General features: G+C 71.0%; 10 protein-coding genes and 1 tRNA gene. 6 read left to right on the top strand and 5 right to left on the bottom strand.

All coding sequences use genetic code 11. From position 1 onward, the window contains the following. Window positions 1-2: 2 nt before the first annotated feature. A complete protein-coding gene (gene der / locus AC07TY_RS05075; protein WP_494784533.1) occupies window positions 3-1,514 on the top strand; it encodes a ribosome biogenesis GTPase Der in 1,512 nt (503 codons plus the stop codon). A gap of 108 nt (window positions 1,515-1,622) precedes the next feature. Beyond that, on the top strand, window positions 1,623-2,156 hold the full coding sequence (locus tag AC07TY_RS05070; RefSeq protein WP_494784532.1) for a hypothetical protein: 534 nt from the start codon (window positions 1,623-1,625) through the stop codon (window positions 2,154-2,156). A 168-nt stretch (window positions 2,157-2,324) separates the two neighbouring features. On the opposite strand, the gene AC07TY_RS05065 is transcribed toward AC07TY_RS05070, so the two are convergent. Then, on the bottom strand, window positions 2,325-2,786 hold the full coding sequence (locus tag AC07TY_RS05065) for a winged helix-turn-helix transcriptional regulator (RefSeq protein ID WP_488625984.1): 462 nt from the start codon (window positions 2,784-2,786) through the stop codon (window positions 2,325-2,327). Between the two features lie 54 nt (window positions 2,787-2,840). Here AC07TY_RS05065 and AC07TY_RS05060 point away from each other — a divergent pair, with 54 nt between their 5' ends. Next, window positions 2,841-4,043: an MFS transporter gene (locus AC07TY_RS05060; protein WP_494784531.1), complete on the top strand. Its 1,203-nt coding sequence runs from the start codon at window positions 2,841-2,843 to the stop codon at window positions 4,041-4,043. A gap of 138 nt (window positions 4,044-4,181) precedes the next feature. Next, window positions 4,182-6,305, top strand: a complete 2,124-nt coding sequence (locus AC07TY_RS05055) for a primary-amine oxidase (protein ID WP_494784530.1) — start codon at window positions 4,182-4,184, stop codon at window positions 6,303-6,305. 196 nt (window positions 6,306-6,501) lie between these two features. On the opposite strand, the gene AC07TY_RS05050 is transcribed toward AC07TY_RS05055, so the two are convergent. Continuing rightward, window positions 6,502-6,888 (bottom strand): hypothetical protein, encoded by a 387-nt coding sequence (locus tag AC07TY_RS05050; protein ID WP_494784529.1) that lies wholly within the window; start codon window positions 6,886-6,888, stop codon window positions 6,502-6,504. A 148-nt stretch (window positions 6,889-7,036) separates the two neighbouring features. Here AC07TY_RS05050 and AC07TY_RS05045 point away from each other — a divergent pair. Both AC07TY_RS05045 and AC07TY_RS05040 read left to right on the top strand, forming a co-directional pair. Then, window positions 7,037-7,113, top strand: a tRNA-Pro gene (locus AC07TY_RS05045). A 253-nt stretch (window positions 7,114-7,366) separates the two neighbouring features. Beyond that, complete coding sequence (locus tag AC07TY_RS05040; protein ID WP_494784528.1) at window positions 7,367-8,164, top strand: aldo/keto reductase; 798 nt, start codon at window positions 7,367-7,369, stop codon at window positions 8,162-8,164. A gap of 9 nt (window positions 8,165-8,173) precedes the next feature. On the opposite strand, the gene AC07TY_RS05035 is transcribed toward AC07TY_RS05040, so the two are convergent. The 3 genes from AC07TY_RS05035 to AC07TY_RS05025 all read right to left on the bottom strand — a co-directional run bounded on the left by AC07TY_RS05035 (window position 8,174) and on the right by AC07TY_RS05025 (window position 12,219). Next, window positions 8,174-8,611: a Dabb family protein gene (locus tag AC07TY_RS05035; RefSeq protein ID WP_494784527.1), complete on the bottom strand. Its 438-nt coding sequence runs from the start codon at window positions 8,609-8,611 to the stop codon at window positions 8,174-8,176. A 289-nt stretch (window positions 8,612-8,900) separates the two neighbouring features. Beyond that, window positions 8,901-10,694: a DEAD/DEAH box helicase gene (locus AC07TY_RS05030; RefSeq protein WP_494784560.1), complete on the bottom strand. Its 1,794-nt coding sequence runs from the start codon at window positions 10,692-10,694 to the stop codon at window positions 8,901-8,903. Between the two features lie 91 nt (window positions 10,695-10,785). Then, window positions 10,786-12,219 carry an APC family permease gene (locus AC07TY_RS05025; protein ID WP_494784526.1) on the bottom strand — a complete coding sequence of 478 codons (1,434 nt, stop codon included), beginning with the start codon at window positions 12,217-12,219 and terminating at the stop codon, window positions 10,786-10,788. Between the last annotated feature and the right edge of the window lie 92 nt (window positions 12,220-12,311).

Raw genomic sequence — 12,311 nt, 5'->3', positions numbered from 1 at the left:
GCATGGCGAACGAAAAAGAAGACTTCCCGGAGTTCGACGACTCCATGGCCGACCGCCTGGCGACCCTCGACGACGTCGACGCCGACCAGCGCGCGGCGTCGCTCCGCCAGGGCCTCGAGGCGTACGAGCTCGAAGACGAAGACCTCGACGTGCTCGACGCGTCGGAGTGGGACCCGAACGCGATCACCTACGCGCCCGCGCTCCCGGTGCTCGCCATCGTCGGCCGCCCGAACGTCGGCAAGTCGCAGCTCGTCAACCGCATCATCGGCCGCCGTGAGGCCGTCGTCGAAGACAAGCCCGGCGTCACCCGCGACCGCGTCTCGTACAAGGCCGAGTGGGGCGGACGCCGCTTCACCATCGTCGACACCGGCGGGTGGGAGCCCGACGCGCTCGGCATCGACGCCTCCGTCGCGATGCAGGCCGAGATCGCGGTCGACCTCGCCGACGCCGTGCTGTTCGTCGTCGACGTCAACGTCGGGGCCACCGCGACCGACGAGCACGTGGTGCGGATGCTCCGCGCCACCCACAAGCCCGTGCTGCTCGTGGCCAACAAGACCGACGACGACCGCAAGGCCATCGAGGCGGCCGAGCTCTGGAGCCTCGGCCTCGGCGAGCCGTTCCCGGTCTCTGCCCTCCACGGCCGTGGCGTCGCCGACCTGCTCGACAAGGCCATGACGATGCTCCCGGCCGTCTCGAAGGTCGCCAAAGAAGAGATCGGCGGCCCCCGCCGCGTCGCGATCCTCGGTCGCCCGAACGTCGGCAAGTCGTCGCTGCTCAACAAGTCGGCCGGCGAAGAGCGTGTCGTCGTCAACGAGATGGCCGGCACCACCCGCGACCCCGTCGACGAGCAGGTCGAGCTCGGCGGCCGCATCTGGACCTTCGTCGACACCGCCGGCATCCGCAAGCGCGTCCACCTCCAGCAGGGCGCCGACTTCTACGCATCGCTGCGCACGTCTGCCGCTCTCGAGAAGGCCGAGGTCGCTGTCGTGGTCCTCGACGTGACAGAGACAATCTCGACGCAGGATCTCCGCATCATCGATCTCGTCCTCGAGTCCGGGCGCGCTCTGGTCCTGGCGTTCAACAAGTGGGACCTCCTCGACGAAGATCGCCGCCGCTACCTCGAGCGCGAGATCGAGCAGGACCTCGATCACGTCTCCTGGGCGCCGCGCGTCAACATCTCGGCCAAGACCGGCCGCCACCTCGAGAAGCTCGTGCCCGCGCTCGAGCTCGCCCTCGAGTCATGGGACACCCGCGTGCCCACCGGAAAGTTCAACGCCCTGCTCGCCGAGCTCACCCAGGAGCACCCGCACCCCGTGCGCGGCGGCAAGCAGCCGCGCATCCTGTTCGGCACGCAGGCGGCCAACCGTCCGCCGACGTTCGTGCTCTTCACGACCGGGTTCCTCGACCCGCAGTACCGCCGCTTCATCACGCGGCGCCTGCGCGAGATCTTCGGCTTCGAAGGCACGCCGATCACCGTGAACATGCGCGTGCGCGAGAAGCGCAAGCGCGCGTAGGCCTGAGCCCATCGAATCGGCCTCGACGGCAGTCCGCGGACTGGCGTCGGGGCCGATTCTGTCTGTGCAGGCGAGGCGCGGGTGCGGGAATGGGCGAGAATGGACGGCATGGCCACCGCATCGACGCCGACCCCCGGCACGTTCGGAGCGCTGCTCGACGGGTTGTTCGGCCGGTTCCGCGTCGACCGGCTCGCCGGCGGCCGTCAGCACGCCTATGTCGTGCGCGAGGACATGCGGTCGCACCCTCTGACGGTCCGGGCCTTCCAGCGCATCCGGGCACTGCTCGTCGGCGAGACGGCGGTCGGGCTCGCCGCGATCGTCATCGCCGTGGTGCTCGCGTCGCACGGGGTGCAGGTGCCGTGGGCCGTGTGGTTCCGCTCGACGGTGGTGCTGCTGCTGACGCTGTCGCTGTACGTCTTCGCCTGGCGCGCCCAGCTCGGCTACTACTGGGCGTTCGCGCGGATGCGGCTGTTCTCGCGGATCTTCCCGCTCGTCACGGTGGTCGTCGCGAGCTTCCCCGGGCTGTACCCGACGTGGATGGTCGTCGAGCAGCTCGTGTTCTCGGCGCTCATGGTCGGGGTCGCCGTGCAGCTGTCGTCGCCGACGATGCGGTCGGCGTTCCCGCCGCCAGCGCGGGGCTGAGGTCGGCGGCCGCGCGGGCGGCAGCCGTGGCCGCTGGCCGGCCTGGAGGGGCTCAGCTAACCGTTTCACGCGCCGCTAACCGTCGCGTTGGTTAGCGACGCGCGAAACGGTTAGCCGTGCGAGTGCACGGGCGGACGGCGGGGCGCGGCGGCGCGGGCGGCGCGACGGCTACGGGGCCGCGACCGGCCGCCGCTCGACGCGCACCGCCGACGGCGCGACAGCACGCCCGGCTGGGTCGACGAACGCCAGGCGCAGCGGCTCGTCGGTGTCGGCGGCCCGGTACGAGAGGCGAGTTCCTGCGCCCTCGACCGGGCGGTGGTCGTTGCCCCACCGGCCGAGTGCCGCCAGGACCGGCGCCAGCTCGCGACCGGCCGGGGTCAGGACGTACTCGTCGCGCTCGCGCTCGCCGGGCTCGCGGTAGGTCTGCCGCTCGAGCACCCCGTACTCGACGAGGGTCGCGAGGCGGGTCGTCAGCACGTCGGGAGAGACGCCGAGGGAGGCGCGGAACTCCGAGAAGCGGGTTCTGCCGAGGAACGCGTCGCGCACCACGAGGAGGGCCCAGCGCTCGCCGAGGACGTCGAGGCTCTGGGCGATGCCGCAGGTGGGGTCGGGGCAGGGGCGCGGGGACATGGGACAACGATAGCTCACTTGGTTTTCCGTATCCAGCCCTGCTAGGGTCGCCCCATGCCCGCTTCGAGCCGTCTCGCCTTCTGGACCTGCGCCGCCGTCCTCGCCCTCGCGCTGTGGACGTCAGGGGCGGCCACGCCGGTGTACCCGCTCTACTCCGCCGACTGGCACCTCTCGCCGTTCGCGACGACCGCCATCTTCGCCGTCTACCCGCTCGTGCTCGTGATCGTGCTGCTCGTCTTCGGCGACCTCAGCGACACGATCGGGCGCCGAGGCAGCATCCTGCTGGGCGTGCTCGCGTCGATCGTCGGCGTGCTGCTGTTCGCGCTCGCGCCCGGGGTCGTCTGGGTGCTGATCGGCCGTGGGTTCATGGGCCTCGGAGTCGGCCTGTCGCTCAGCCCCGCAACCGCGAAGATGATCGACATCGCCGGTCCGGTCAACTCGGCCCGCACCGGCGCGATCAGCACCGCGTCGACGGCGGTCGGCCTCGTGTTCGCGACCCTGCTGGGTGGCGCGCTGGTGCAGTACGCGCCGTTCCCGCTGCACCTCACCTACTGGGTGCTGCTCGCCGTCGAGGCCGTCGTGCTCGTGCTGGTCTGGCGCCTCGAGCCGGATCGCCCCGCCGGCGGCGCGCGCTGGCGACCTCGTGGCATCCACGTTCCGAAGGCCCTGTGGGGCGCGGTCGCCGCCGCGGCGGTGTGCGTGAGCGCCTCGTACGCGCTCGGCGCCGTGGTGCTGTCGCTCGGCGCGTCGATCGGCAAGCAGCTCGTCGGCAGCGACAACGCGTTCGTGACCGGCGCCATCATCGCCCTGTCGATGGTCGTGATCGGCGTCGTCGCGCTGGCATCGCGCAGGATCCCGCTCGTCGTGGCCACCCCGATCGCGTTCGTCGCGGCCGCCGCCGGGTTCGGCTCGCTCATCCTGGCCGCGTCGCTGCACTCGCTCGGGCTCTTCCTCGTGTTCTGCGTGCTCGGCGGCGTCGCCTACAGCCTCCTGTTCGCCGCCGGCCTCCAGATCGTCAGCCGCTACGCCCCCGCCCACCACCGCGCCGGAACCCTCTCGGCCGTCTACCTCGTCGCCTACCTGGTGCAGGGGGCCGCCGCCCTGTGGCTCGGAGCCGAGGCCACCGCCGGCGGGCTCGCCCACGCGGTCGACGTGGGAGCCCCGGCGATCGTCGCGCTCGCCCTCGCGGCGCTGGTGCTCGTCGTGCTGCTCGCGCGGCCGCGGGCGGCGCGGGCCGTGCCGGCGTCGCAGGGGTAGCGCGGCCGGCCGCCGCCGAAACGGCGACCCTGCGCGCCGTTTCGGCAGTGGGCGTGGGGCCCGCCCCGTCGGTACGGTCGACGGACGCCGGCCCGGCGACGTCGCCGCGGCCCCCAGCCCCGCCTCGGAGGACCGCCCGTGACCCATACCCCGCCCGACGCCGACCACGCCGACGCTGACGACACCGCGCGCGAGCCCGCCGGCCACAGTGCGCAAGCCGACAATGACGCGCACGCGGGCCACGACGCGCACGCCGGCCACGCCCACCACGACGACGCGGTGCCCGCTGGCGCCGCCCGCACGAGCGACGCTGGCCCCGCCGCGCACCCGCTCGAGCCGCTGTCGGCGGCCGAGATCGCCGGGGTGGCGCGGATCCTGCGCCGGGATCACGGGCTGAAGGCCACCTCGCGGTTCGTCTTCATCGAGACGTTCGACCCGCCCAAGGCGGAGGTCGTCGCCTGGCAGCCCGGCGACGCGTGGGACCGCCAGGGGTTCGCGGTGATCCGCGAGACCGCCGAGCACGCGACGTACGAGGCGGTCGTGTCGCTGACGCAGGACGCCGTGGTGTCGTTCGAGCACATCGAGGGCGTGCAGCCGCCGATCACGGTGGAGGAGTTCGACAAGTCCGAGGAGCTGGTGCGCGCCGACCCGCGCTGGCAGGCCGCCATGCGGCTGCGCGGGGTCGACGACTTCAGCGGCGCCATGATCGACAAGTGGTCGTCGGGCTACACCGGCGAGGGCGATGCCCCGACGCGGCGGCTCGCCCGGCTGCTGACCTTCGTGCGACGCGGGCAGTACGACAACGGCTACGCGCACCCCGTCGAGGGCCTGATCGTGACGATCGACATGGACACCTGGGAGGTGCTGGAGGTCGCCGACCACGGCGTCGTGCCGCTGCCGCCGACCAACGGCAACTTCGAGGAGGCGCTCTGGTCGCGCGACGGCCAGTACCCGCCGCTCACCGCGGCCCGCGCGCCGATGAAGCCGATCGAGATCAGCCAGCCCGAGGGGTCGAGCGTGGTGCTCGACGGGCACTCGCTGAGCTGGGGCCCGTGGCGGCTGAACGTCGGCTACACTCCCCGGGAGGGCGTCGTGCTGCAGGATGTCCGGTACGACGACCACGGCCGCCTGCGGCCGGTGCTCTACCGCGGGTCGGTCGCCGAGATGTACGTGCCCTACGGCGACCCCGCGGCTACGCACTGGAACAAGAACGTCTTCGACGAGGGCGAGTACGGCCTCGGAGTGCTCGCGAACTCGCTCGAGCTCGGCTGCGACTGCGTCGGCGAGATCCTCTACCTCGACGCCGTGGTGAACGACCAGGACGGCGGCGCGATCACGATCCCGAACGGGATCTGCATCCACGAGGAGGACGCCGGCATCGGCTGGAAGCACACCGAGTACCGCGACGGCCGCGGCGAGGTGCGCCGCAACCGCCGCCTCGTCATCTCGTTCTTCGTCACCGTCGGCAACTACGACTACGGCTTCTACTGGAACCTGCACCTCGACGGCTCCATCGAGCTCGAGGTGAAGCTCACCGGCATCATCTCGACCGGCGCCCTGCTCGAGGGGGCGGTCGCCCCCGGCGGCGAGCCCGGCTTCGGCACGCAGGTCGCGCCCCAGCTCTACGGCCCGCACCACCAGCACTTCTTCTCGGTGCGCCTCGACATGCAGGTCGACGGCCAGCGCAACAACGTCGACGAGCTGAACTCGGCGGCGGTCCCGGCGGGGCCCGAGAACCCGTGGGGGAGCGCGTGGAAGGTGTCGCGCACCCGCCTGACCTCCGAGGCCGGCGCGGCCCGCGAGGCGTCGCCGCAGACCGCGCGCACCTGGCTGGTGACGTCGTCCGACACGCTCAACGGCATCGGCGGGCGCCCCGGCTACCTGATCGAGCCCGGCGCGGCCGCGCCCTTCTTCGCGATGCCCGGGTCGCAGCAGCGCGAGCGCGGAGCCTTCGCGACGAAGCAGCTCTGGGTGACGCAGTACTCACCCCGCGAGCGGTACGCGGCCGGCGAGTACATCGCTCAGCAGCCCGTCGACCAGGGCGTCTCGCGCTTCATCGAGGGCGACCGGCCGCTCGAAGACCAGGACGTCGTCTGCTGGTACACCGTCGGCGTGCACCACGTCGTGCGGCCCGAGGACTGGCCCGTGATGCCGGTCGCGCGCGCCGGGTTCCACCTCAAGCCCGTCGGGTTCTTCGACGGCAACCCCATGCTCGACCTGCCGATGGAGCCGATGGGGGATCACTGCGCGCATCACGCGTGAGGGGCGTCGTCGTCGTCCTTAGCTAAGGACGCCGTGTACGCGAGCGAGGATTTCGGGCGAATCGTGCATGCCCCACGAGGATCCCGGGGCGCGGGTGCGACGCCGACAAGGACGCCCCGCCGCGCGATCCTTGCGAACTCGCGGCGCGCGGGCCGAGCCCGCCGTGCGAGAGGGCCCGCGGGAGCGCCCCGGGTGGTCAGTGGGCGCTGGGCACCCTGGTGAGTGTCACGAAGTCATCGCCGACGCGGGAGAGCGTCATCGTCGAGTCGTTCTTCGAGAACGTCGCCATGTAGTCGACGGTGGTGCCGCCCTGCTCGACCTCGAGCGTGTACCCGGTGCCGTCCGAGCCCGTGATGTGGCACATGCCCGGCTTCGCGATCTCGATCATGGTCGCGCCCTTGTAGAGCATGTTCGTGCAGTTTCCGTCGTCGCTGACGGTCTTGTTGGCCGAGCCGTCGCTGGCCCGCCACACGCCCTCGATGCTCGGGTACCCCGTCGAGCACCCCGTCAAAGCCAGGGCGCAGGAACTCAGGATCGCCACCGCGATCACCGTCGTCGCTGGCTTCACGTGCGTCGCTCTCATCGTGCCCCCAGCCTACGGCGCGGGTCGGGGGTCGCCGCACCTCCGCCGATGCAGGAGTGGTTCGGAGCGGGCGCCGGAGTCGGGTATGCTGGTCCGGTTGCCTCGGTCGGGGCAACACCGGGTCGCACTTCATCACGAAGAGCAATCTCGGGCTGTGGCGCAGCTTGGTAGCGCACTTGACTGGGGGTCAAGGGGTCGCAGGTTCAAATCCTGTCAGCCCGACCAGCGTCAGATAACGACGCGCTTGTGAAGACGGTCGCCTACGGGCGGCCGTCTTCGTTCGTGCGGGCGTGGCGCTGCCGGCGAGATGGCCCTCGCCGTCGCCTGCGATCCGGCACGGCGACAGCGGAGGCCATCTCGCGCCAGGTGCGGGGCGCTCCGCCGCGAACCGCCCACGCTGAGACAGGCCCGCCTCGGACCGGGTACGACAGAATCAGGACGGGTCGTGAAGACGGCCCCGAGTGAGAGGGCCCTCCGCATGAGCATCGTCGACCTGACCGTCCCCCTGCCCAACGCCCCGGGCGTCGCCATGCCCGCCATCGGCTTCGGCACCTGGCAGGTGAACCGCGAGGCGGTCGCCGTGGCTGCGGCGGCCGGCTACCCGGCGTTCGACAGCGCAACGATGTACCACACGGAGCGCGACGTCGCCGCGGGTCTGGCCGACGAGGGCCTCGCCCCGGCCGACCGCTTCCTCACGACGAAGATCTGGCGCACCGACATGTCTGACGGGGGAGTCCGCCGCGCCTTCCACGCCTCCAGCAAGAACTTCGGAGTCGACGTCATCGACCTCCTCCTGATCCACTGGCCGCAGAACGCGAAGACCAACCTCGAGACCTGGCTCGCGATGCAGGAACTCCTCGACGCCGGCCAGGTACGCGCCATCGGGGTCTCGAACTTCGACGCGGCCGACCTCGACGCCCTCGCGAAGGGGTCGGACGTCGTGCCGGCCGTCAACCAGATCGAGCTGCACCCCCGCCGCCAGCGCGCGCAGCTCGTCGAGGAGAACCGCCAGCGGGGGATCTCGACGACCGCGTACTCGCCCCTGGGGCAGGGTGGGCCGGTGCTGCGGGATCCTGCGCTGGGTGCCATCGCATCTGATCACGGCGTCACGAGCGCGCAGGTCGCTCTGCGGTGGCTCGTGCAGAAGGGGATCGTGGCGATTCCGCGGTCGTCGAACCCGGAGCGGATCCGCCAGAACATCGACCTCGACGGGTTCGCCCTCGACGACGACGAGATGGCGCGCATCGACGACCTGCCGCGGCAGCTGCGGAACTGACCGCGCTTCTCAGGAGTCACCGTCGTCGACGATGTCGAACACGAGCGCGCCGCGGCCGCCGGTCTCGAGGAGGGGGCCGACGAACTCCTTGAAGGAGGCGTGCTCCGGGTCGAAGAACGCGGGGTCGCTCTGCACGGGGGCGCCGACGTAGTAGTTGCGGTCGCCCTCCGACGCGAAGGTCACGACGAAGCCGACCTCGAAGCCGTGTCCGGCATTCTCGCCGCTCGACTGCGGGCCCGCCTCGATCGACACGATGTACGGGGCGCCGTCGGGCCGGACCGAGTGGCGCAGCTGCCGGAACCGCCGAGTCACCTCGTCGCGCTGCTCCTGCGTCGTCTCCGGCCCGAAGCGGAAGAGCACCACGTGCCGGACGCGAGCCGGCCTGTAGTCAGATGCGGTGAAGGCGGCAGGCCCGACGGATGCCAGCTCGACTGTGAGATCGTCCATGCGGTGAGGGTATCCGGTTGCAGGGTGATGTGGCCCGGGCCGTGGGCCGTGGGTCGGGCGGCGCGAGGTGGCGTTACCGGGCTAGCCGCGCGAGGTGGCGTTGCCGGTCGAGCCGCGCGAGGTGGCCTTGCGCGTCGGGTCGCGGGCGGCGAGGCGACGGTGGGGGCCACCTCGCCGAAGAGTCCGGGAAGCGCAGGAACTGCCGCCGGCAACCTGCCGTCGGAGCGCACACCCAACCCCGTCGAGCGCGCGCGCCTGGACGCAACCCGCGGCAGGGCCCGCAGGACTTCTAGTAGCGCGGCTTGCGCGCCGGCCGCTCGTCGTGCGACCCGCGGTCGGACTCGCGCGGCGGACGCGCAACCCCGGCACCACGGCGATCGGGACGGATCTCGATGAGCTTGCCGCTGATGCGGGTGTCGGCGAGGCGGTCGAGCATGTCCTGGCCGACCTCCGACGAGAGCTCGACGATCGAGAAGTCGGGGCGGATCTGGATGGCGCCGAAGTCCTCGCGCGACAGTCCGCCCTCGTTGGCCAGAGCGCCGACGATCTGACGCGGCTCGACGCGCTGGCGGCGACCGACCTCGATGCGGTAGGCGGTCATCGGCGCGTTCGAGCGGGGGCGGCGCTCGGGGCGCTCGCCGCGGTCGTCGCGGTCGAACGAGCGAGCCGGACGGTCTCCGTCGCGGGCGGGGCGCTCCTCGCGCGGCGGACGCGCGGCGCGCTCGGCGGCCGGGTCGAGCAGCAGCGGGGTGTCGCCCTGGGCGACGACGGCGAGGGCGGCGGCGACGTCGGCCTCGGGCACGTCGTGATGCTCGACGTAGTGCGCGATGATGTCGCGGAAGTCCGAGATCCGCGCCTCCTGCGACAGCGCCTCGGTGATCGAGTCGTCGAAGCGGGTCAGGCGGGTCACGTTGACGTCTTCGACGGTCGGCAGCTGCATCTGCGTGAGCGGCTGGCGAGTGGCCTTCTCGATCGCACCGAGGAGGCGGCGCTCTCGGGGCGTGACGAAGCTGATCGCCGCGCCCGAGCGGCCTGCGCGACCGGTGCGGCCGATGCGGTGGACGTACGACTCGGTGTCGATCGGGATGTCGTAGTTGACGACGTGGCTGATGCGGTCGACGTCGAGGCCGCGGGCCGCGACGTCGGTGGCGACCAAGATGTCGAGCTTGCCCGACTTGAGCTGGTTGACGGTGCGCTCGCGCTGCGCCTGGGCGACGTCTCCCGAGATGGCGGCGGCGGAGTACCCGCGGGCCCGCAGCTTCTCGGCCAGCGTCTCGGTCTCGCTCTTGGTGCGGACGAAGATGATCATGCCCTCGAAGTTCTCGACCTCGAGGATGCGCGTGAGGGCGTCGACCTTCTGCGGGTACGACACCATCAGGTAGCGCTGGGTGGTGTTGGCCGACGTGGTGGTCTTCTGCTTGACCGTGATCTCTTCGGCGTCGTTCAGGTACTGCTTCGAGATGCGGCGGATCTGCGACGGCATCGTCGCCGAGAACAGCGCGACCTGCTTGTCGTCGGGGGTGTCGGCGAGGATCGTCTCGACGTCTTCGGCGAAGCCCATCTTGAGCATCTCGTCGGCCTCGTCGAGCACGAGGTACTTGAGCTCGGACAGGTCGAGCGTGCCCTTGGCGAGGTGGTCCATGATGCGGCCGGGGGTGCCGACGACGACGTGGACGCCGCGGCGGAGAGCCGACAGCTGCACGCCGTAGGCCTGGCCGCCGTAGACGGGGAGCACGTGGACGCCGCGCATGCCCGACGCGAACTGCTCGAACGCCTCGCAGACCTGGAGCGCGAGCTCGCGGGTGGGGGAGAGGACGAGCGCCTGCGGCTTCTTGGCCGACACATCGAGGCGCGACAGGATGGGGAGCGCGAAGGCGGCGGTCTTGCCGGTTCCGGTCTGGGCGAGGCCGACGACGTCGCGGCCGGCGAGCAGCGTCGGGATCGTCGCGGCCTGGATCGCCGACGGCGTCTCATAGCCGATGGAGCGGACGGCCTTCAGGACCTCGTCGCTCAGCCCCAGGTCGGCGAACGTCACCTGGTCGCTCTCGCCGCTCTCTGCGGCTGCGGGATTCTCGGTCTCGATCGGGGCTTTTTCGTCACTCACTGTATGAACCGTAGTCGGTCGGGAGGGGTGGGTGGTGCCGGGGCGGCAATTCAGGCGGGGTGCGGTGCCGTCAGGGGCGGGCGGCGGGCTCGTCTTCGGGCGCCGGTGCAGCTTCGGGAGCTGCAGTTCCTGTGCGCCGTCTGACGAGGAAGGTGACGCCCCAGAGCACGATCCCGATGACGAGGAGGGCGCCGGCGATCTCGTACTGCTCGTCGCCGCGGCCCGACGACCAGGGCAGGACCAGCCACAGGCAGGCGAGGATCCCGATGACGGGCAGCACGCGGCCGGCGCGGAAGTGGCCGTGCGGCACGGTGTCGCGCCGCAGCTTCAGGACGACGAGGTTCACCACCGCGAACACGGCGAGCAGCAGCAGCGAGGTGGTTCCGCCGAGCACGGCGACGATCGGCGACTCCGGCGACAGCGACACGTAGCCGATCAGCAGCAGGCTGATCCCGGTCGTGAAGAGGATCGAGGCCCACGGCGTCTGGTTCTTCGTGTGCACCTTCGACAGGAAGCCGGGCAGCACGCGCTGCTTGCTCATGCCGTAGAGCAGGCGGCTGGCCATCATCATGTTGATGAGCGCCGAGTTGGCGACGGCGAACATCGAGATGAACGGCAGCAGCGATCCGATCGGGAATCCCGGCGCCGCCGTCTCGACGACCGTCACCAGGGGCGTCTCGTTGTCGGCGAGCTGGCCGATCGGCACCACGGCGACCGCGCAGAGCGACACGAGCACGTAGATGACGGCGGTGATGCCGAGTCCGGTGAGCATGACGCGCGGGAAGATCTTCGAGGGGTCCTTCGTCTCTTCGGCCATGTTGACGCTGTCCTCGAAGCCGACCATCGCGAAGAACGCCAGGCTCGTCGCGGTCGAGATGCTGAGCAGCAGCGCCTTGTCGCCCGGGGTCTCGAACATGACCACGCGCGAGAAGTCGGCGCGGCCGCCGAAGATGGCGTAGAAGCCGATCAGGATCACCATCACGAGACCCGACAGCTCGACCAGCGTCAGCACGACGTTCGCCTTGACGCTCTCGGAGACGCCGCGGAAGTTGATGGCCATCACCAGCAGCATGAAGCCCATCGCGATCAGCATGACCGTGCCGTTGCCGAGCTCGACGTCGATGCCCGCCGCCAGGTTCGCCGCAAACGCACGGGAGGCCGTCGCCGCCGAGGTGATGCCCGAGCACATCACGATGAACGTGATGAGGAACGTCACGAAGTGGATGCCGAATGCCTTGTGCACGTAGAGCGCGGCGCCGGCGGTCTGCGGGTACTTCGTCACGAGCTCCAGGTACGAGAAGGCCGTCACCAGCGCGACGCCGAACGCGATGAGGAACGGCAGCCACGCGGCCCCGCCGACCTCCGCCGCGACCTGCCCGGTGAGGGCGTAGACGCCCGTGCCGAGGATGTCTCCGACGATGAACAGCAGCAGGAGCTTCGGGCCGATCGCCCGCTTGAGCTCCGTCTCCTGCTTGGGCGCGGGCGCTTGGGTCGTTGCAGCCATGAGGACCTCCGGAGTATCTACTGCTCGGGTCGTGCGATTCGGGCCATCCTGCCCTCGTGGTTTTCGCGCGGTTACGTCTGCGGGGGAGATTG

The sequence above is a fragment of the Frondihabitans sp. GW821-FHT04F02 genome, assembly GCF_059420045.1.
Note: the sequence above shows the minus strand (reverse complement) of the source record. Positions and strands in the feature narration are given on the sequence as shown.

Bases quoted from the DNA above. Each gene is read 5' to 3' on its own strand.
- der (WP_494784533.1), top strand. From the start codon at position 3: ATGGCGAACGAAAAAGAAGACTTCCCGGAGTTCGACGACTCCATGGCC.
- AC07TY_RS05070 (WP_494784532.1), top strand. From the start codon at position 1,623: ATGGCCACCGCATCGACGCCGACCCCCGGCACGTTCGGAGCGCTGCTC.
- AC07TY_RS05065 (WP_488625984.1), bottom strand. From the start codon at position 2,786: ATGTCCCCGCGCCCCTGCCCCGACCCCACCTGCGGCATCGCCCAGAGC.
- AC07TY_RS05060 (WP_494784531.1), top strand. From the start codon at position 2,841: ATGCCCGCTTCGAGCCGTCTCGCCTTCTGGACCTGCGCCGCCGTCCTC.
- AC07TY_RS05050 (WP_494784529.1), bottom strand. From the start codon at position 6,888: ATGAGAGCGACGCACGTGAAGCCAGCGACGACGGTGATCGCGGTGGCG.
- AC07TY_RS05040 (WP_494784528.1), top strand. From the start codon at position 7,367: ATGAGCATCGTCGACCTGACCGTCCCCCTGCCCAACGCCCCGGGCGTC.
- AC07TY_RS05035 (WP_494784527.1), bottom strand. From the start codon at position 8,611: ATGGACGATCTCACAGTCGAGCTGGCATCCGTCGGGCCTGCCGCCTTC.
- AC07TY_RS05025 (WP_494784526.1), bottom strand. From the start codon at position 12,219: ATGGCTGCAACGACCCAAGCGCCCGCGCCCAAGCAGGAGACGGAGCTC.